This window comes from Pseudomonas sp. FA117 (assembly GCF_057370475.1).
Genome location: NZ_CM170675.1, coordinates 4,413,719 through 4,431,991 on the forward strand (window position 1 = coordinate 4,413,719; position 18,273 = coordinate 4,431,991).

Genomic DNA, 18,273 nt, shown 5'->3' on the forward strand with positions numbered 1-18,273 from the left:
TGGTGGCAGTCGGCAACTAATCGAAGCGCAATCGATCTGTAGAGAAACACCCCCGGAGCGGTGCAACCATGAGCGAAGCGCAGAACGAGAAGACCCCCGGCCTGTCGGCAGACGAAGAGCAGGAAGTCAGCCATAACCAGCCGCCTCGCGCAGCAGTGCTGCACGAGATCATTCGCTACCAGGGCGACCAGGAACTGGAGCGCACCCTCGCCGCGCTGTGGTGGTCGGCGCTGGCCGCCGGCCTGACCATGGGCCTGTCGCTGATGGCCATGGGGTTGTTCTATGCACGGCTGCCAGACAGTGCCAGCAGCCAGGTGATTGCCAGCCTCGGCTACAGCGCCGGGTTTCTTGCGGTGATCCTCGCCCGCCAGCAGCTGTTCACCGAGAACACCCTGACCGCCGTGCTGCCGGTGATGACCACCCCTACCCTCGCCAACCTCGGCCGCCTGCTGCGCCTGTGGACCGTGGTGCTGCTCGGCAACCTGGCCGGCACCCTGCTGGTAGCCTGGGTGATGCTCGAGTTGCCGATCTTCGACAGCAAGACCGACGTGGCCTTTCTCGAGGTCGGGCGCAAGGTGATGCAGAACGACCTCAGCCAGATGTTCGCCAAGGGCATCGTCTCGGGATGGATGATCGCCACCATGGTGTGGATGATCCCGTCCATGGAGCACGCCAAGATCTGGATCATCCTGATGATCACCTACCTGATGGCGCTGGGCGATTTCACCCACATCGTGGTCGGCTCGGTAGAAGTGTCCTACCTGGTCTGGGCCGGCGACGAGAGCTGGCGAACCTTCTGGCTGGAGTTCGCCCTGCCGACCCTGGCCGGCAACATCATCGGCGGCAGTTTCATCTTTGCCCTCATCAGCCACGCCCAGGTGCGCAGCGACAGCGGCAAGCCGCCGTCGAAACTGCTTGAAGAAGAAAAGCGCCCCCATGCACCGAAGCAGGAGCGCGATAACTGAACCTCAGCGCGTCGCCACCGCCCGCTCGGGAGGCCCGCCGCGTTGACGCAGTGGCCGTGGTTGCCACCAGTTCTGCCCGGGATGGGGCGAATCGATACTGACCCGCTCGCCCATCTGCGGTGTACTCAGCGGCACCTGCGCCGCCGCCGCCAGCGCAACGATACGCTCGAAGGGTTCCTGCCAGCCATGCAGGGAAAGGTCGAAGGTGCCATTGTGGATCGGCAGCATCCAGCGCCCGCGCAGATCGATATGCGCCTGCAGGCTCTGCTCGGGTTGCATGTGCACGTTGGGCCAGGCCAGGTTGTAGGCACCGGTTTCCATCAGGGTGAGGTCGAAGGGGCCGAACCGCTCGCCGATCTCCCGGAACCCCTCGAAGTACCCGGTATCGCCACTGAAGAACAGGCGCAGTTCCTCGTCGATCACCACCCAGGATGCCCACAGGGTGCTGTTGCTGTCGAACAGGCCGCGCCCGGAAAAGTGCTGCGCGGGCGTGGCGACGAAACGCACGCCCGCCACTTCGGTTTCCTGCCACCAGTTCAGCTGGCGTACCTTTTCGACCGGCACACCCCAGTCGATCAGGCGGTCGCCCACGCCCAGCGGTGCGAGAAAGACGCCCGTGCCCGGCGCCAGCTGGCGGATGGCCGATTCGTCCAGATGATCGAAGTGGTCATGGGAAAGAATCACCGCAGCCAACGGCGGTAGCTGGTCGATCGCCAGGGGCGGCGCATGGAAGCGCAGCGGACCGGCCCATTGCACCGGCGATGCGCGTTCGGCAAAGACCGGGTCGGTGATGAAGAAGCGGCCCCGCAGCTTGAGCAGTACCGTGGAGTGCCCCAGGCGCCAGAGGCTGTGGTCGGGGGCATCGAGCACCTGCTGGCGGGTCATCGGCTGCAGGCTCGGCGCCGTTGCCGGGCGGGTTTCGGGTGGCTTGCGCAGCAGCAGGTACTTGAGGCCGATGCGCAGCTTCTTGAGCACGCCGTCCCTGGGCAGCTCGGCCTGGTTGTGGAAACGCCCGTCCCTGTAGGGTGCCGGCTCGCCGGCGGGGGAAGCCATGGGGGCCATGAACAGGAGCACTCCGAGGAGGAAGAAGGACTTCATGCTACCTCACAATGATCGCATCAACCGTGAATTGGCTTGTAAGGTCATTTTTCCGCCGTGAATCATTGTTCAACAATATTCATGCAACTTATGCGATAAACGGCGCCTGAAGAAAAAGAACGACGGACATGATCGACAACAGAAGCGGCAAGGGCCTTTCCTTCGCCAGGCGTATCTACCTGCCGCGCATCATCGGCATGGGCATCGGCCTGTTCAGTGTGATGGCGGCCATCGCGCCCCTGCAGCCGCCCGCCTGGGTCTGGTTGTTGATGCTGTTCAACGGCCTGGTGTGGCCGCACCTCGCCTACCAGTGGGCGATCCGCTCGGCCGCCCCCTACAACGCCGAGCAGCGCAACCTGCTGCTCGACTCGCTGAGCGGCGGTTTCTGGGCGGCGACCATGCACTTCAATCCGCTGCCGAGCGTGACCATCCTGTCGATGATGACCATGAACAACGTTGCAGCCGGGGGCAAGCGCCTGGTGCTGCGCGGCCTGTGCGCACAGCTGGCGGGGACGCTGCTGGCCATGGCACTGTTCGGGCCCGGGCTGCAATTGCAGGCTACCTCGCTGCAAGTGTATGCCTGTTTGCCGATGCTGACGCTCTACCCCCTTGCGCTGGGCTGGGTCTGCTACCAGCTTGCGATCAAGTTGGCCGAGCACAAGCGCCGGCTGAGCGCCCTGAGCCGCACCGACAGCCTCACCGGGCTGCTCAACCACGGCTCCTGGAAGGACCTGCTGCTGCTCAGGTTCCAGATCTGCCAGCAACAGCAGGCACCTGCCGTGATTGCCCTGATCGATATCGATCACTTCAAGGCCATCAACGACACCTTCGGTCATGTGGTGGGCGACTGCGTGCTGCGCCAACTGAGCCACGAACTCAAGCACGTCCTGCGCGAAGACGACCTGGCCGGACGCTACGGCGGCGACGAGTTCTGCCTGATCCTGCCCGCCACCGACCAGGCCCGGGCCTGTGTGGCGATGGAACGCCTGCGCGAGCAGGTCAGTGCCTACCGTAACCCGCAGCTGCCGGACCTGCGTATCAGCCTGAGCATCGGCCTGTCGGCCTATCACCCGGAGCTCAAGACGCCCGAGCAGTGGCTGGAGGACGCCGACAAGGCGCTCTACAGCGCCAAGCACCAGGGGCGCAACCAGGTCAACTTCGCCCGCAGCGAAGGCATCACCCTCAAACTTGCCTATCCCGACTGACCCCCACGGCCCCGTCCGCTCGCCGCAGACTGCGCTCGGCAACGATTTCCGGCAGGTCGGTCCGCGTCAGGTACAGGCGTAGTGCCTGGCCGATGTTAAGCCGGTCGTCGACGTGTTGCGCCAACAGCAACGCCAGGCGTTCACGACACAGCGCCATGCGCCTGCCGGATTCGGGCCGCCAGACGAACTCGCTGCAGGGCGTGATGCTGTCGTCGGCAACGTCCATGCCGAAGGCGTCTTCGGAGAAACGCACGATATGCGTGCCGCGCCTGGCGTGAAAACCGACGAAGCCGTTGAGCTGGTCGGCGGCGCTGCAGATGTCCTGGGATGTAATGGCCATGTCGTTACCTCGAATGGAATCGGAAGGAACGCACGCCAGGCGGGGACGGTTGCCTCTGACGGGCAACGCGCTGAATCGTCAGGTGTACAGACTACCTTGAGCCGTACCGCTTGCGCCAAGACTTTCAGCCGTGGCGCGATGTCGCCGAATCGAGCTGGTCGGCCAACAGCGCTTCCATCCACGCCATGAACGCCTGCACCCGCCGCGGCACGTGACGCTGGCGCAGGTACAGCATCGACACCGGCATCGCCCGTGCCTGCCAGGGCTCGAGCACGCGCACCAGATCGCCACGGCGCACGTCGTCGGCAACACCGGCCGCCGGCACCTGAATCAGCCCCAAGCCTGCAAGCCCCGCTGCCGAATAGGCCACGGCGTTGTTGACGGTGAGCACACCGCCCATGGCCTGGAAGCGCAGCTGCCCGTCGACTTCGTACTCGAAACCCGCGCTTTGCGCACCGAGCCTGGGCACGTAATGGACCAGTTGATGATTCGCCAGATCGTCCAGGCTTCGCGGCACACCGTGCCGGGCCAGGTACTCGGGGCTGGCACAATTGCACATGGCCATGCGCCCCAGCGGTCGGGCCGCCACGTCCAGGTCGCCCAGCTCGCCGACCCGCAGTACACAATCGAAGCCGCCCTGCAGCAGATCGACACGCTGGTCGGTGCAACTGAGCTCCACTTCCAGGCGCGGGTAACGCTGGACGAAACCCGGCAAGCCCGGCAGCACCACCTTGCGCGCCATCATGGTCGGCATGTCGATGCGCAGGCGCCCGGCCAGTTCGGCGTCATCGCTGCGAAACAGGCTCTCGATCTCGTCCATGCCCGACAGCAGGTCCTTGCTGCGCTCGTAGAGCAGCACACCGTCCTGGGTCGCCTGGACCCGACGCGTGGTGCGGTTGAGCAGGCGCGTGCCGAGCAAGGTTTCCAGTGCCCGCACCTGCTCCGAGACGGTCGAGCGCGGCAGGCCGAGGCTCTCTCCTGCCAACGTGAAACTGGACAGTTCGCTGACCCTGACAAAGGTGCGCAGCAAGTCGAGCTTGTTCATCAGGCCACCTCGATCGTTCGGACAAGGCGAACAGTATTTCCAAAATCCGTGGATTTAACAGCCCCTTGTCGACCAATAACCTTCACCTCGCCATCTTCATCGACGAGGAAACACCCATGACCCGCAAGATCGCCCTGCTCACCGGCGCCAGCCGCGGCCTGGGCCGCAACGCTGCCGAACATCTCGCTGCCCGTGGTATCGATGTCATCGGCACCTACCGCAGCCAGGCCGACGAAGCCCAGGCGCTGGTCGAACGCCTTGAGCGGTCCGGCGTACGCGCCGCCATGCTGCAGCTGGACGTCGGCGACAGCCAGAGCTTTGCCGGATTCGCCGAACGCCTGGCGCACACCCTGGAACAACGCTTTGCCCGCCAGCACTTCGATTTTCTGGTGAACAACGCCGGCATCGGCATCCATGCCCTGTTCAGCGAGACCACCGAGGCGCAGTTCGACCAGTTGCTGAACATCCACCTCAAGGGCCCGTTCTTCCTCACCCAGCGTCTGCTGCCCCTGCTGGCCGATGGCGGGCGGATCGTCAACATCTCCAGCGGCCTGGCGCGCTTCTCCCTGCCGGGGTACTCCACCTATGCCGCGATGAAAGGCGCAATGGAAGTGCTGACCCGCTACCAGGCCAAGGAATTGGGCGAGCGTGGCATCCGGGTGAACATCCTGGCGCCGGGCGCGATCGAGACCGACTTCGGCGGCGGCACGGTGCGCGACAACCAGCAGGTCAATGCCTTCGTGGCCGCCAATACGGCGCTGGGCCGTGCCGGACTGCCCGACGACATCGGTGCCGCCATCGCATTGCTGCTCGAGGAGGGCAATGGCTGGATCACCGGACAGCGCCTGGAAGTGTCCGGCGGCATGTTCCTCTAACCGAGGCGGCTGCCGCTCAGGGCCTGCTGCAGGCTCGCCAGGGCCGGTATTTCCAGGGCCTGGGCGGCGTAGCACAGGCCGATCCGACGGCGCAGCGCCGGGCCGGGTGCCGGCTGCCAGTAGACACCCGGGTGACGCTCGACCAGCGACTGCGGCAACCAGGCTGCACCCACCCCGGCGGCGACCAGCGCCAGCGCCAGTTGCAGGGAGCCGGCCTGCGCCACCTGCTCACCATCGCCGTACAGCCCCATCAGGCGCTGGTGCGACGGGTGTTGCGGGCAACTGATCCAGCGCCCCTCGGCCGGGCTGCCCGTGGCTGCGACCCGTACGAACGGCTCTTCCCACAGCGCCAGGAAGAGTTCGTCTTCGCAGCGCTCGGCTTCATCGGCCAGGCGGGCGTCCCCCTCGCACCCGTCGAGCAAGCTCAACTGCAGGCCGGGCACGGCCTGGGCGGCAATGCGTACACAGGCCTCCACCTGCGCCGGGGCGATATCCGCCTCGATGCCCAGAACCAGCGGCCGATGCGCCTGCTCCTGGCGAAAGCGCGAGCGCAACGCTTCAGCTTCGGCGACCATGCGACAGGCCTGGGGGTACAGTGCCCGGGCCTGCTCGCTGACATCCACACCCCGCGCCTGGCGCAGGAACAGCCTCGCACCCAGGTCGTCCTCGAGTTGGCGAATGGTGACCGACAGGGTCGGCTGTGCCACGCACAGGCGCTGGGCGGCCGAGGTGATGTTGCGCTCTTCGAAGACGGCGATGAACGCCTTGAGGTGTCGAATATCCATAGGTGAAACCGATGCCAGCCAGAGGAATAAGCCGTTTTTCAAGGCAAGGATCGGGCTCTACAATCCAGGCCATCGAAAACGATTATGCCTTGGAGGCGTTCATGAACAAACCCCTGATCATCATCACCGGCGCCAGCTCCGGTATCGGCGCAGCCACTGCCCAACAGTTCTCGGCCGCAGGCCACCCCCTGCTGCTGATCGCCCGTCGCCTGGAGCGTCTGGAAGCACTGGCCCTGCCCAACTGCCTGTGCCGCGCGGTAGACATCCGCGACCGCGCCGCCCTGGTGGCTGCCGTTGCCGAGGCCGAAGCCCTGTACGGCCCGGCCGACGCGTTGGTGAACAACGCCGGGGTGATGCTGCTGGGCCAGGTGCACGAGCAGGATCCGGAGCAATGGGACCGGATGATCGACATCAACATCAAGGGCCTGCTCAACGGCGTGCATGCCCTGGCCAGTGGCATGGTCGCGCGGCGCACCGGCACCCTGATCAACGTCAGCTCGGTGGCCGGTCGCAAGACCTTCCCCAACCATGTCGCCTACGTCGGCACCAAGTTCGCCGTGCATGGCCTGTCGGAAAACCTGCGCGAGGAACTGGCACCGCACAACGTGCGGGTGGTGACCATCGCCCCGGGCGCGGTGGAAACCGAGCTGCTCGGCCACACCACCGACGAGGGCATCAAGCGCGACTACGAGTCGTGGAAAGCCAACGACATGGGCGGCGTGGTGCTCAAGGCCGACGATGTCGCCGCAGCGATCGTCTGGGCATACCAGCAGCCACAATATGTGTGCATCCGCGAGATCGTGCTGGCAGCGACTGCGCAGCAGCCCTGATCAGGCGACGCTGGTGCAGCGCGGGGTCGCTCAGCGCTGCACCTGATCCTCACGCACCTGCACGCTCGCGGTCATCCCCGCACTGAGGTTGATCCCGGCCGGTACCTCGTCCAGCCTGATCCGCACCGGGATCCGCTGCGCCAGCCTCACCCAGTTGAACGTTGGCTCCACCTCCGGCAGCAACTGCCCGTCGGGGGTCGAGTTACGGTCGGTGATGCCCCGGCTGATGCTCTCGACATGCCCGTGCATCGCCTCCCCCGCCCCCATCAGCCAGACCTTCACCGGATCACCGACGCGAATGCGCGGCAACTTGGTTTCCTCGAAATAGGCCTGGATGTAGAACGTCGAGTCGTCCACCAGCGCCATCACCGATTGCCCGGTAGTGACGTAGTTGCCCTGGGCCAGCCGCAGGTTGGTGATATGCCCGTCGCGCGGCGCGCGCACCTCGCTGCGTTCCAGGTTGATCTTCGCCACCTGCAGTTGCGCCTGGGCCTCGTGCAGCTCGCCGCGGGCGACTGCTGCGTTGATCTGCGCGTTCTCGCGCAACTCGGCGCTGATCGCTTCCGGGCCCAGCGCAGTACGCCGCGCGGCTTCGCGCTCACGCAAGCGCAACTGCTGGGTGCGCGTCTCGGCCACGGCGCTGGCCTGGTCGAAGGCAGCCTGGAAACGCTCGCGGTCGATGTTCATCAACACATCGCCGGCCTTGACCGGCTGGTTGTCATGCACGCGCAAGTCGCGCACCCAGCCGGACACATCCGGGGCGATGACCACCACGTCGGCCCGTACCCGCGCATCGCGGGTCCAGGGGGTGAGCATGTAGTACTGCCAGAGGTGATACCCGGCAAACACGGCAACAGCCACCACACAGAGGGTGACCAGGGTACGTACCGCTGCACGCATGGACTGACTCCTTACAAAGGTCCCAACAGATGTACCACCAACGACAGCACGCAGACGAACAGCGCCGCGTCGAACAACGCTTCATGCCAGATCCAGCGCCCCAGCGGGGTGCCCTGCACCACCAGGCGCAGCAGCCCGGTCAGCACCAGCGCCATCAGCACGTAGATCAGAAACGGGCTGAGCAGCACGCCGCCCAGCGCCCATTCACGCAAGCCCATGGACTTCCTCCTGCCAGCGGCACCATTTGCCCCAACTCTTCTGCAACTGCAGCACCGCGCCCACGGCCAGGCGCAGCGGATCGCTCGACGGCTGGCGGCGCAAGGCTTCGAGGAACTGCTCACTGGCCGCGTCCAGACGCTGCCCGCGCCCAGGTGCCGGCCCGCTGGCCAGCACGGCTTCGAGCTGCTGCAGGTACTGGCGCTCGGCGCCGGCCAGCGGCGCCTGCGCCACGGCCAGGCACATGCGCAGGTGTACCAGTTCATCGCCGATATCCAGGCCGTGCAGGCCGTCGTCCCAGCGTTTGCGTTCAGCCTCGGGCAGTTCGCTGGCGTGCCGGGCCAGTTGCATCAGGCGATCGGCCATGCGCCCGCCGAACCAGCTGTCGGCACCACGCAGGTCACGATGCGTGAGGCGCACCAGGTCGCTCTGGGTGGCTGCCCGCAGGCGCCGCCCCAGCCATTTCGGATGACGCAGCACCACCAGGCGGAACGCCAGCACCGCGGCGCCCACGCCGATCAGCATGGCCTGGGCACTGTTGAGCATGCTCGCCACGTCGAAGTGCATGGCATTGAGCGGCGCGACCAGCACGATGAAATGCAGGCAGAACGCGGTGGCGGTCGCCCCGGTGCGCGGGTGGGCCATGCCCAGCGCGCCGAAGAACAGCGGCACGCCCATGCCAAGGCAGAGCAACGCGAAGCTGCTCCACTCCGGCAGGAGGATCTGCCCGACGAGAAATGCCGCCGGAATCGCCAGCAGGATGCCGCGCAGAAAGCTCAGGCCGATCTGCGCCCCGTTTTCCCGGCTGGCGAACAGGCTGCAGACCACGCAGGTCAGCACCAGGCCGCCCGGGGCCGAAGGCCAGGCGGTGGCCAGCCAGAAACTGCTCATGACCAGGAATGCCAGGGCACTGCGCGAGCCGAACAGCAGCGCCAGCGGCAGGTCGCGGTGCACCGCCAACCCTTGGGACACATCCTTGGGCGTGCGCCCCTGCTCCACGTCCAGCAGCGCCTGGGTGGCCGCCATGGCGAAATCCAGCAGCAAGGTCATGCGCGCCAGGCAGAAGTGCTCGGCCGGGCTGATCTGTTCGTCGTGGGCGGCATCCCAGATACGCTGGCGCAACAGCAGCAGGCTCGGCTGGTCGGGGTTGCCGAGCTGGGCGCGGACTTCCTCAAGCCAAGGCGCCAGGTGCGCCGCCTGCCGTTCGTCGAGCTGGCGCCACTGGCGCCGCACCGAACGCGAGATGCGCAGCAGGACCATCAACCTCTGGCTCAGCCCGCGGATCGCCCGGGCCCGCTGACGGCCGCGACTGCCTTCGAACCAGGCGTGTTCACGCTGGGCGTCGATGGCGACGATGCGGCTGAGGATGTCCAGCAAGCCCTTGCGCGCCTCGTCTTCACCGCCGAGCATGGCGCTGGCGGTCTGCATGCCGTTCTCCCAGGCCTGGCGCGCCTGGCCGCCGAGCTGCTGTTCCACCCGCATGGGCCAGAGCAGCGCACTGGTGGCCGTGGCGCAGACGATGCCCAGGCAGATCTCGGTGCAGCGCGCCACCGCCTGGTCGAACACCTGCAAGGGATGGTCGATGGCTGGCAGCGCGATGATTGCCGCGGTGTAGCCGGCCAGCACGAAGGCATAGGCCCAGGCGCTGCGCAACTGGGTGGACGCGGCGGTGCACAAGGCCAGCCACAAGGCGAGCGTGAGCAGGAACAGCCACGGCGTCTGGGCGAACAGGCCGATGAACACCACCGACATGAAGGTGCCGACCAGGGTCCCGGCCAGCCGCGCCAGGCCCTTCTGCACCACCATGCCCGACAGCGGCTGGGCGACGATGAACGCGGTCATCAACGCCCAGGCCGGTTGTTCCAGGCCCCAGCGCATGGCCAGCCACAGCGCCAGCCCGCCACCGAGCAAGGTCTTGATGGCGAACTTCAGGGCGAGGCTGGTAGGTGCGAACAGGGCCTGGAAGGTGATGGGCACGAAGCGGACCTTGCGGGAATGGTGAGTAGAACGATAGACAACGAATGGGAGAATAAAGCGAAGCGACTTAATTAGCTAGCTAACAATCTTTTTTCAGGCACAAAAAAATGGGCGACCGAAGTCGCCCTAAATGCCTTGCGTGCTCGTGTACCTGGACAGATCAGCGCGGCTTGCGCTTGTTCGCATCCTTCCAGATGAAAAGTCCCAGACCGGCAAAGAACGTCAACATCAACCCGACCGTCACTACGCCAGCGATCACCACGTTGTCGAAGAACATGTCGGCCTCCCGATTCGTTGCCGTTGTCCGATGGGCACAAGGTAACGAATGCGGCGGGAGGGGAAATTGACCAGGGTCAATGTGGCCCGGGACCGGGCACAGGAGGGGGCGCAGGGTTGACCTGCATCAGTGTTCAGCGCTTCTTGGGCTTGTTCTTGCCCTTTTTCTTCTTGCCGGCCGCCAACGGCATGGCCTGCTCGAAGGCCTGGCGCATTTCGTCCAGGCGCTTGTCCTTGATGTCGTGGATACGTTTGGCGCGCTCGGCACCAAAGTCGATGAGGTTGTCCTGGCTCATGGGCGGGCTCGACTGACAGCGGATATGTCCATGATGAAGCCTGGCGGCGGCGCTGAACAGCCCCGCTTCAGACTTCGATGTCCACCAGCAGGCCCTGGCGCGGGCGCTCGCCCAGCGGCGCCACCGGCACGGTGTTGTCGGCGTTGAGCTCGTCGCCGGGCATGGCGCTGTAGAGTTCTTCCTGCTCGTCCTGGCGGCGCTGCTGGCGACGCTGCTGCTGACGGCGTTGTTCCTCGCGCAGCCGATAGGCTTCATCCTGCGGATCGCGTTGCTGCTTGAGGTCGATGGTGCCATCGCTGGAGGCAGGCTGCGCCGGAACCACCGGGGGAATATTGGGGCTCTGCTTGACGGGGTCTTGTTGCGAAGTCACGGGCACGGCACTGAGCGGGATGATCGGCGGCAGCATGAGTCGGTTCTCCTGTAGCCCCTGTATCGGCCGGCCATCAACCGCCTTGAGCGCATGCGCAAGGGTTTGTGCGGTCTGTCACAGCGCCGTGCATGAAGTATAGACCGCGCTCACTCGCCTTCGTCGTCAGGGTCGTCATCCATCGGCTGGCTGGTTTCGCTCCAGGGGCGCTTGTAGACCTGCTGCCACACCGCATCCATGTGCTCACGCAGCACCTGCGGCGCGTTCTTCAGCGAGGCGCTGTCCTCGCGTTCGCCACCGATCGGTTCCTCGCCCGCAGGGCTGATCTGCGACTGGCCGCTGATGCTGTAGATCGCCTGGCCTTCGCGCATCTCGATGCTGATGTCGTGGGGGTCGATGCCACCGCCGCAGAAGGCATGGCTGGCCACGGTCACTTCGGCGACGCCATCCTTGTTCAGGTCGGTGACGTCACTGACGTCGGTGTAGAAGTCGACATCCAGGTCCAGGCCCGGGCAGGTGGTTTCCTGGTCGATCTGCCAGCGCGGCTTGAACCCTTCGCTGTCGCTCGCACGCCCATAGAGCGTGGCCTTGAGCACCACCTTGTCCACTTCCTGCTCGCTCTCGGCATCGGTGGCCTGGCCGTCGACCCGGCTGAGCACCAGCAGGCCCTCGCCTTCGCGGTCGTGGAAATGCACGCTCTTGAGCGGCGTCTGCACGCCGAGGACTTCCAGTTGCTCGACCGGGATCGGCGCGAGGATCTCGAACTTCTTCTGATCGCAGGCGGCGAGCAGCGCCAGGCTGCCCACGGCCATGGAGAGGTTCAACCAGCGGTGCGTGACAGGCATGTTGGCGCGAGGCCCTCGTTGACAAGGTATTCGTCGATGAATTGGCTGAACGCTTTGGTCCGCCGGGCCTATCCGTTAAGATAGTGCGCTTTTTCATCGCGGGAGTTCAGGCAGTATGGCGCAGCAGTATCAACCGGGGCAACGCTGGATCAGCGACAGCGAAGCCGAGCTCGGCCTGGGAACCATCCTGGCGCAGGATGGCCGCCTGCTGACCGTGCTCTATCCGGCCACTGGCGACACCCGCCAGTACTCGCTACGCAATGCGCCGCTGACCCGCGTGCGCTTCTCGCCGGGCGACCAGATCACCCACTTCGATGGCTGGAAGCTGACCGTGCGCGAGGTCGAGGATGTCGACGGCCTGCTGGTCTACCATGGCCTGGACGGGCAGAACCAGGCCTGTACCCTGCCCGAGACGCAACTGTCGAACTTCATCCAGTTCCGTCTGGCCAGCGACCGCCTGTTCGCCGGGCAGATCGACCCGCTGTCGTGGTTCTCCCTGCGCTACAACACCCTGCAACACAACAGCAAGCAGATGCTCTCCCCGCTCTGGGGCCTGGGCGGCTGCCGCGCCCAGCCGATCGCCCACCAGCTGCACATCGCCCGTGAAGTGGCCGACCGCATCGCACCGCGGGTACTGCTGGCCGACGAAGTGGGCCTGGGCAAGACCATCGAAGCCGGCCTGGTGATCCATCGCCAACTGCTGACCGGCCGCGCCAGCCGCGTGCTGATCCTGGTCCCGGAAAACCTGCAGCACCAGTGGCTGGTGGAAATGCGCCGGCGCTTCAACCTGCAGGTGGCGCTGTTCGACGCCGAGCGCTTCATCGAGAGCGATGCCAGCAACCCCTTCGAAGACGCCCAGCTGGCGCTGGTGGCGCTGGAGTGGCTGGTCGAGGACGAAAAGGCCCAGGACGCGCTGTTCGCCGCCGGCTGGGACCTGATGGTGGTCGACGAAGCCCACCACCTGGTGTGGCATGAAGAACAGGCCAGCAGCGAGTATTCGCTGGTCGAGCAACTGGCCCAGGTCATCCCCGGCGTGCTGCTGCTCACCGCCACCCCCGAGCAACTCGGCCAGGACAGCCACTTCGCCCGCCTGCGCCTGCTCGACCCCAACCGCTTCCACGACCTGGCCGCCTTCCGTGCCGAGAGCGAGCACTATCGCCCAGTGGCCGAAGCCGTCCAGGAACTGCTCGACGAGGGCCGTCTGTCGCCCAAGGCGCACAGCACCATCCACAACTTCCTCGGCGCAGAGGGCGAGGCGCTGCTGGCTGCAGTCAGCGATGGCGACAGCCAGGCCAGCGCCCGTCTGATCCGCGAACTGCTCGATCGCCACGGCACCGGCCGCGTCCTGTTCCGCAACACCCGCGCGGCGATCCAGGGCTTCCCCGAGCGCCAGCTGCACCCCTACCCGCTCGCCAATCCCGAGCAGTACAGCGAGCTGCCGGCCGGCGAACGCGCCGAGCTGTACCCGGAAGTCGCCTTCCAGGCCCAGGGCGAAACCGCCGACGAACAACGTTGGTGGCGCTTCGACCCACGTGTCGACTGGCTGATCGATACCCTGAAGATGCTCAAGCGCACCAAGGTCCTGGTGATCTGCGCCCACGCCGAGACCGCCATGGACCTGGAAGACGCCCTGCGCGTGCGCTCCGGCATCCCAGCCACGGTGTTCCACGAAGGCATGAACATCCTCGAGCGTGACCGCGCCGCCGCCTACTTCGCCGACGAAGAGTTCGGCGCCCAGGTGCTGATCTGCTCGGAAATCGGCAGTGAAGGCCGCAACTTCCAGTTCGCCCATCACCTGGTGATGTTCGACCTGCCGGCGCACCCGGACCTGCTCGAGCAGCGCATCGGCCGTCTCGACCGGATCGGCCAGAAGCACACCATCCAGCTGCACATCCCGTTCCTGCAGGACAGCCCGCAGGCGCGCCTGTTCCAGTGGTACCACGAGGGCCTGAACGCCTTCCTCAACACCTGCCCGACCGGCAACGCCCTGCAGCATCAGTTCGGCCCGCGCCTGCTGGCGCAACTGGCCGGTGGCGACAGCAAGGCCTGGGACGCCCTGGTCGACGAAGCACGCAACGAGCGCCAGCGCCTGGAAGCCGAGCTGCATACCGGCCGCGACCGCCTGCTGGAACTCAACTCCGGGGGAGCCGGCGAAGGTGAGGCGCTGGTCGAGGCGATCCTCGAGCAGGACGACCAGTTCGCCCTGCCTATCTATATGGAAACCCTGTTCGACGCCTTCGGCATCGACAGCGAGGACCATTCGGAGAATGCGCTGGTGCTCAAGCCCAGCGAGAAGATGCTCGACGCCAGCTTCCCGCTGGGCGACGACGAAGGCGTGACCATCACCTACGACCGTGGCCAGGCCCTGTCGCGCGAGGACATGCAGTTCCTGACCTGGGAGCACCCGATGGTGCAGGGCGGCATGGACCTGGTGTTGTCCGGGTCGATGGGCAACACCGCGGTGGCGCTGATCAAGAACAAGGCCCTCAAGCCGGGCACCGTGCTGCTCGAACTGCTGTATGTCAGTGAAGTCGTGGCGCCGCGCAGCCTTCAACTGGGCCGCTACCTGCCATCGGCCGCGCTGCGCTGCCTGCTCGACGCCAACGGTAACGACCTGGCGGCGCGGGTCGCCTTCGAAACGCTCAACGACCAGCTCGAGAGCGTGCCCAAGGCCAGCGCCAACAAGTTCATCCAGGCCCAGCGCGATGTGTTGGCCAAGCGCTTTGCCGCCGGCGAGGCCAAGGTCCTGCCCGTGCATGATGAGCGCGTGGCCGAGGCCCAGCGCCGTCTGGCCGCCGAGGCCGACGAAGAGCTGGCACGCCTGACCGCGCTCAAGGCGGTCAATCCGAGCGTGCGTGACAGCGAGATCGATGCCTTGCGCAAGCAGCGTGAACAGGGTCTGGCGATGCTCGAGAAGGCAGCCCTGCGCCTGGAAGCGATTCGCGTGTTGGTGGCGGGCTGACAGAATGGCGCTGCGCGCTTCGTGGGCTCGCCCGCAAAGCGCACAGCGCCTCACCTGTTCTTATAACCTTCCGCTATCGACCTGATGCCCAAATGGTAGAAATCAAATTGCCATTAATCAGGATGGTCTAGCTCCCCTTTCCTATACTCGAGTTTCAACGGTCTCCACCACGTTGTTAGGGGACGAGTGCAAACTCGAGGAAGAGACAGGCAATGGAGTGGCTGGGACTGCAATTGTTTGCCGAGCTGCCGGCGAACGGACAAATCATTCTCGACTGTCGTCACAACCCTTTCCTGGTCATGCTCGCCTACCTGGTAGCCTGCGCTGCGTGTTTCGCGACGCTGGACATGGCCGAGCGACAGAGCCACAGCGAAGAACGCAGAGCCCGGCGTCAATGGAAAATCCTCGGTGCCTGCTGCCTGGCCAGCGGTATCTGGGCCATGCACTTCATCAGCCTGCTGGCCTTCCAGGCACCGTTGCAGGTGCACTACGACATGCCGCTGACTGCCGTCTCGCTGCTGGTCGCGCTGGTGGCCGCATGGCTGGCGATGAACAGCCTGGACCGCTCCCCCATGCAACTGCGTCACTACCTGCAGGCCGCGCTGGCCATAGGTATCGGCATCACCGTGATGCACTACACCGGCATGGCAGCCCTGGAGACCAGCGCGCTGCAGTACTACCAGACGCCATTGCTGCTCGCCTCACTGTGCATCGCCATCGTCACCAGCCTGGTGGCCTTGCTGATGACCCGCTATTTCCGCAGCGGCAGCGGAACCCTGCACCTGATCATGAAATACGGCGCCAGCCTGATGATGGCGGCCGGCATCGTCCTCACCCACTTCACCGGCATGGCCGCCCTGTCCCTGGTGATCCCCCAGGACCTGCCGCTGGAACTGCCCTCGGACAACAACAGCCTGCAACTGGGCCTGACCATCGCCTTCATCACCTTGCTGATCAGCGGCAGCAGCATCAGCGCCGCACTGGCCGACAAGAAACTGCAGAGCAAGGAACACGACCTGCGTCGGGTCAACGTGCTGCTCAGCCAGCTCGACCAGGCCCGGGTGTCGCTGCAGCAGGCCGCGCATTACGATGCCCTGACCAACCTGGTCAATCGCCGCGGCTTCAACCAGGTGTTCGCCGAGCGCCTGGCCGAACAGACCGCGAACAATGGCATGCTGGCGGTGATGTTCCTCGACATCGACCACTTCAAGCGCATCAACGACAGCCTCGGGCATGCTGCCGGCGACGACCTGCTCAAGGTGATCGCGACCCACATCAAGGGCGCCACCCGTGCCCAGGACGTGGTGGCACGCTTCGGCGGCGACGAGTTCTGCATCGTCACCGGCCTGCACAACCGTGACGAGGCCCGGCACCTTGCGCAACGCATCATGCAACGGATGAAAGAACCGATCGATCTGGGCGGACGGCGCATGGTCATGACCACCAGCATCGGTATCAGCATCTTCCCCGACGATGGCCAGACGGCCGAGGAACTGCTGAAGAACGCCGACCTGGCGCTTTACCAGTCCAAGGGCTGCGGACGCAACAACCTGAACTTCTTCAACAGCAGCCTCAAGACCCGTGCCACCCTCGAGCTGCAGCTCGAGGAAGAACTGCGCGTCGCATTGCATGAAGAGCATGGCTTGTGCGTGCACTACCAGCCGATCTTCGACCTGCACGCTGCCCGCGTCGCCAAGCTCGAGGCGCTGGTGCGCTGGCAGCATCCGCAGCACGGGCTGCTGGGCCCGGACCGTTTCATCGGCATTGCCGAGGCCAACGGACTGATCGCCGAGCTGGACCTGTGGGTGCTTCGGCGTGCCTGCAAGGACCTGGCCGAGCTCAACCGCTACGGCTACGGGCACCTGAAAGTCACGGTCAACTGCTCGGCCGTGACGCTTGGCCGGGAAGAGCTGGCCAGTGAGGTGGAGATGGCCTTGTTCCAGGCTGGCCTGGCCGCACGGCAACTGGAGCTGGAAGTCACGGAAAACGCCCTGATGGGCGATATCCACCGCACCATCAACCTGCTCAAGCGCATCCGCGCCCAGGGTGTGGCGCTGTCGATCGACGACTTCGGCACCGGCTATTCGTCACTGGCCTACCTCAAGCGCCTGCCGCTGGACGTGCTGAAGATCGACCGATCGTTCATCCAGGATGTGCCGGGCAGCCAGCAGGATCGCGAGATCGTCCAGGCGATCATCATCATGGCGCACACCCTGCACCTGCAGGTCGTCACCGAGGGCGTGGAAACGGCCGAGCAGCATGCCTTCCTGGCCGCCCAGGGTTGCGACTTCCTGCAAGGCTATCTGCTCAGCCGGCCGGTGCCTGTGACCGATCTGCGCGCCGTGCTCGAACGCCTCGACAACCTGGACAGCTCATTCAATCCCGGCTGCGAAACAGCTCTACCAGGGTCGCCGGATCGCTTTGCAGGTGGCCCTGGCTGCCGTGCAGGCGCATCAGTTGTGCGGCGAGGCCACTGACCGGCGTGGCCGAACCCTGTTCGCGAGAGAATTTCACCGCGGTGTCGAGGTCCTTCAGCAGGGTGCGCACGTGCCATTTGACCGGTGTGTAGCGGCTCTCTGCCATCTGCGGCGCGAGGATCTGCAGCGGGCGGGAATCGGCGAAACCGCCGGCCAGCGCCTCGGCGATGAGGCTGGCCTGCACCCCTGAGCGCTCGGCCAGGGCCACCACTTCGGCAATCACCAATGCGTTGCAGGCGACGATCATCTGGTTGCAGGCCTTGGTCACCTGCCCGGCGCCGACGCCACCCATGTGCGTCACGCGCTGGCCCAGGCTCAGCAGTACCGGGCGCGCCCGGGCCAGGTCAGCGGCCTCGCCACCAACCATGATCGCCAGCGTCCCGGCCTCGGCGCCGGGTGTGCCACCGGACACCGGGGCATCCAGCCAGGCCATGCCGCACAACGCCGCCAGCTCGGCGGCCATCTCGCGGGTGGCGGTCGGTTCCAGGCTGGAAAAATCCACCAGCAACTGCCCCTTGCGCCCGCCCTGGGCGATACCCTGCCTGCCGAACACCACCTCGCGCACCACAGCGGTATCGGCCAGGCACAGCAGCACCATGTCGCTGTCACGGCTCAACGCGGCCGGGCTGTCGGCCATACGGGCCCCGGCAGCGACCAGTTCGGCGCACTTGCTCGGGTTGCGGTTCCACACGGTCAGCGGGTAGCCGGCGGCGAGCAGGCGACGACACATCGGCAAGCCCATCAAGCCGATCCCGGCGAACCCCAGCGAAGGCAATGCAGTACTCATGAACGACTCCAGGCAAAGATTGAACAG

Annotated in this window: 18 protein-coding genes; 6 read left to right on the forward strand and 12 right to left on the reverse strand. The window is 65.6% G+C overall.

Features of this window, described 5'->3' with window-relative positions; all coding sequences use genetic code 11:
• The first annotated feature begins 68 nt into the window (after positions 1-68).
• Positions 69-965: a formate/nitrite transporter family protein gene (locus tag AC1TXO_RS20430; RefSeq protein ID WP_486403415.1), complete on the forward strand. Its 897-nt coding sequence runs from the start codon at positions 69-71 to the stop codon at positions 963-965.
• 3 nt (positions 966-968) lie between these two features.
• Here AC1TXO_RS20430 and AC1TXO_RS20435 read toward each other — a convergent pair whose 3' ends face one another.
• Positions 969-2,063 (reverse strand): MBL fold metallo-hydrolase, encoded by a 1,095-nt coding sequence (locus AC1TXO_RS20435; protein ID WP_486403416.1) that lies wholly within the window; start codon positions 2,061-2,063, stop codon positions 969-971.
• A gap of 128 nt (positions 2,064-2,191) precedes the next feature.
• Here AC1TXO_RS20435 and AC1TXO_RS20440 point away from each other — a divergent pair, with 128 nt between their 5' ends.
• Positions 2,192-3,268, forward strand: coding sequence for a diguanylate cyclase (locus AC1TXO_RS20440; RefSeq protein ID WP_486403417.1), 1,077 nt, complete (start codon positions 2,192-2,194; stop codon positions 3,266-3,268).
• On the opposite strand, the gene AC1TXO_RS20445 is transcribed toward AC1TXO_RS20440, so the two are convergent.
• A complete protein-coding gene (locus AC1TXO_RS20445) occupies positions 3,246-3,608 on the reverse strand; it encodes a DUF2025 family protein (protein ID WP_486403418.1) in 363 nt (120 codons plus the stop codon). The two genes, AC1TXO_RS20440 and AC1TXO_RS20445, sit on opposite strands and share 23 nt — an antisense overlap.
• A gap of 124 nt (positions 3,609-3,732) precedes the next feature.
• Positions 3,733-4,653 (reverse strand): LysR family transcriptional regulator, encoded by a 921-nt coding sequence (locus tag AC1TXO_RS20450; RefSeq protein ID WP_486403419.1) that lies wholly within the window; start codon positions 4,651-4,653, stop codon positions 3,733-3,735.
• 116 nt (positions 4,654-4,769) lie between these two features.
• Between AC1TXO_RS20450 and AC1TXO_RS20455 the strand changes: the two genes are divergently transcribed.
• Positions 4,770-5,528 carry an SDR family NAD(P)-dependent oxidoreductase gene (locus tag AC1TXO_RS20455; RefSeq protein WP_486403420.1) on the forward strand — a complete coding sequence of 253 codons (759 nt, stop codon included), beginning with the start codon at positions 4,770-4,772 and terminating at the stop codon, positions 5,526-5,528.
• On the opposite strand, the gene AC1TXO_RS20460 is transcribed toward AC1TXO_RS20455, so the two are convergent.
• On the reverse strand, positions 5,525-6,313 hold the full coding sequence (locus tag AC1TXO_RS20460; protein ID WP_486403421.1) for a LysR family transcriptional regulator: 789 nt from the start codon (positions 6,311-6,313) through the stop codon (positions 5,525-5,527). The two genes, AC1TXO_RS20455 and AC1TXO_RS20460, sit on opposite strands and share 4 nt — an antisense overlap.
• A gap of 101 nt (positions 6,314-6,414) precedes the next feature.
• On the opposite strand from AC1TXO_RS20460, the gene AC1TXO_RS20465 reads away from it, so the two are divergent.
• Positions 6,415-7,143 (forward strand): SDR family oxidoreductase, encoded by a 729-nt coding sequence (locus AC1TXO_RS20465; RefSeq protein WP_486403422.1) that lies wholly within the window; start codon positions 6,415-6,417, stop codon positions 7,141-7,143.
• Positions 7,144-7,173: 30 nt separating this feature from the next.
• Here AC1TXO_RS20465 and AC1TXO_RS20470 read toward each other — a convergent pair whose 3' ends face one another.
• The 7 genes from AC1TXO_RS20470 to AC1TXO_RS20500 all read right to left on the reverse strand — a co-directional run bounded on the left by AC1TXO_RS20470 (position 7,174) and on the right by AC1TXO_RS20500 (position 12,020).
• Positions 7,174-8,043 carry an efflux RND transporter periplasmic adaptor subunit gene (locus AC1TXO_RS20470; RefSeq protein ID WP_486403423.1) on the reverse strand — a complete coding sequence of 290 codons (870 nt, stop codon included), beginning with the start codon at positions 8,041-8,043 and terminating at the stop codon, positions 7,174-7,176.
• A gap of 11 nt (positions 8,044-8,054) precedes the next feature.
• Positions 8,055-8,261, reverse strand: a complete 207-nt coding sequence (locus AC1TXO_RS20475; protein WP_486403424.1) for a DUF1656 domain-containing protein — start codon at positions 8,259-8,261, stop codon at positions 8,055-8,057.
• Positions 8,248-10,236 carry an FUSC family protein gene (locus AC1TXO_RS20480; protein ID WP_486403425.1) on the reverse strand — a complete coding sequence of 663 codons (1,989 nt, stop codon included), beginning with the start codon at positions 10,234-10,236 and terminating at the stop codon, positions 8,248-8,250. Before AC1TXO_RS20480 ends, AC1TXO_RS20475 begins: the two co-directional genes overlap by 14 nt.
• Before the next feature lie 160 nt (positions 10,237-10,396).
• Positions 10,397-10,513 carry a cytochrome c oxidase subunit CcoM gene (gene ccoM, locus AC1TXO_RS20485; protein ID WP_486403426.1) on the reverse strand — a complete coding sequence of 39 codons (117 nt, stop codon included), beginning with the start codon at positions 10,511-10,513 and terminating at the stop codon, positions 10,397-10,399.
• 133 nt (positions 10,514-10,646) lie between these two features.
• Positions 10,647-10,808 (reverse strand): hypothetical protein, encoded by a 162-nt coding sequence (locus AC1TXO_RS20490; RefSeq protein ID WP_486403427.1) that lies wholly within the window; start codon positions 10,806-10,808, stop codon positions 10,647-10,649.
• 67 nt (positions 10,809-10,875) lie between these two features.
• Complete coding sequence (locus tag AC1TXO_RS20495) at positions 10,876-11,214, reverse strand: hypothetical protein (RefSeq protein ID WP_054891742.1); 339 nt, start codon at positions 11,212-11,214, stop codon at positions 10,876-10,878.
• A 110-nt stretch (positions 11,215-11,324) separates the two neighbouring features.
• Complete coding sequence (locus tag AC1TXO_RS20500; RefSeq protein ID WP_486403428.1) at positions 11,325-12,020, reverse strand: M949_RS01915 family surface polysaccharide biosynthesis protein; 696 nt, start codon at positions 12,018-12,020, stop codon at positions 11,325-11,327.
• 115 nt (positions 12,021-12,135) lie between these two features.
• Here AC1TXO_RS20500 and rapA point away from each other — a divergent pair, with 115 nt between their 5' ends.
• Together rapA and AC1TXO_RS20510 are read left to right on the forward strand one after the other, a co-directional pair.
• Entirely contained in the window at positions 12,136-14,982 is a 2,847-nt protein-coding gene (gene rapA, locus AC1TXO_RS20505) for an RNA polymerase-associated protein RapA (protein ID WP_486403429.1), read from the forward strand.
• 212 nt (positions 14,983-15,194) lie between these two features.
• Positions 15,195-17,459 (forward strand): putative bifunctional diguanylate cyclase/phosphodiesterase, encoded by a 2,265-nt coding sequence (locus tag AC1TXO_RS20510; RefSeq protein WP_486403430.1) that lies wholly within the window; start codon positions 15,195-15,197, stop codon positions 17,457-17,459.
• Here the strand turns inward: AC1TXO_RS20510 and AC1TXO_RS20515 are convergent.
• Complete coding sequence (locus tag AC1TXO_RS20515) at positions 17,359-18,246, reverse strand: NAD(P)-dependent oxidoreductase (RefSeq protein ID WP_486403431.1); 888 nt, start codon at positions 18,244-18,246, stop codon at positions 17,359-17,361. The genes AC1TXO_RS20510 and AC1TXO_RS20515 overlap by 101 nt on opposite strands.
• Positions 18,247-18,273: the final 27 nt, after the last annotated feature.

Excerpts from the sequence above, each read along its gene's own strand:
- AC1TXO_RS20455 (WP_486403420.1), top strand. The coding sequence starts at position 4,770 with ATGACCCGCAAGATCGCCCTGCTCACCGGCGCCAGCCGCGGCCTGGGC.
- AC1TXO_RS20465 (WP_486403422.1), top strand. The coding sequence starts at position 6,415 with ATGAACAAACCCCTGATCATCATCACCGGCGCCAGCTCCGGTATCGGC.
- AC1TXO_RS20450 (WP_486403419.1), bottom strand. The coding sequence starts at position 4,653 with ATGAACAAGCTCGACTTGCTGCGCACCTTTGTCAGGGTCAGCGAACTG.
- AC1TXO_RS20460 (WP_486403421.1), bottom strand. The coding sequence starts at position 6,313 with ATGGATATTCGACACCTCAAGGCGTTCATCGCCGTCTTCGAAGAGCGC.
- AC1TXO_RS20500 (WP_486403428.1), bottom strand. The coding sequence starts at position 12,020 with ATGCCTGTCACGCACCGCTGGTTGAACCTCTCCATGGCCGTGGGCAGC.
- AC1TXO_RS20490 (WP_486403427.1), bottom strand. The coding sequence starts at position 10,808 with ATGAGCCAGGACAACCTCATCGACTTTGGTGCCGAGCGCGCCAAACGT.
- AC1TXO_RS20510 (WP_486403430.1), top strand. The coding sequence starts at position 15,195 with ATGGAGTGGCTGGGACTGCAATTGTTTGCCGAGCTGCCGGCGAACGGA.
- ccoM (WP_486403426.1), bottom strand. The coding sequence starts at position 10,513 with ATGTTCTTCGACAACGTGGTGATCGCTGGCGTAGTGACGGTCGGGTTG.
- AC1TXO_RS20515 (WP_486403431.1), bottom strand. The coding sequence starts at position 18,246 with ATGAGTACTGCATTGCCTTCGCTGGGGTTCGCCGGGATCGGCTTGATG.
- AC1TXO_RS20470 (WP_486403423.1), bottom strand. The coding sequence starts at position 8,043 with ATGCGTGCAGCGGTACGTACCCTGGTCACCCTCTGTGTGGTGGCTGTT.
- rapA (WP_486403429.1), top strand. The coding sequence starts at position 12,136 with ATGGCGCAGCAGTATCAACCGGGGCAACGCTGGATCAGCGACAGCGAA.
- AC1TXO_RS20495 (WP_054891742.1), bottom strand. The coding sequence starts at position 11,214 with ATGCTGCCGCCGATCATCCCGCTCAGTGCCGTGCCCGTGACTTCGCAA.
- AC1TXO_RS20440 (WP_486403417.1), top strand. The coding sequence starts at position 2,192 with ATGATCGACAACAGAAGCGGCAAGGGCCTTTCCTTCGCCAGGCGTATC.
- AC1TXO_RS20445 (WP_486403418.1), bottom strand. The coding sequence starts at position 3,608 with ATGGCCATTACATCCCAGGACATCTGCAGCGCCGCCGACCAGCTCAAC.
- AC1TXO_RS20430 (WP_486403415.1), top strand. The coding sequence starts at position 69 with ATGAGCGAAGCGCAGAACGAGAAGACCCCCGGCCTGTCGGCAGACGAA.
- AC1TXO_RS20475 (WP_486403424.1), bottom strand. The coding sequence starts at position 8,261 with ATGGGCTTGCGTGAATGGGCGCTGGGCGGCGTGCTGCTCAGCCCGTTT.
- AC1TXO_RS20435 (WP_486403416.1), bottom strand. The coding sequence starts at position 2,063 with ATGAAGTCCTTCTTCCTCCTCGGAGTGCTCCTGTTCATGGCCCCCATG.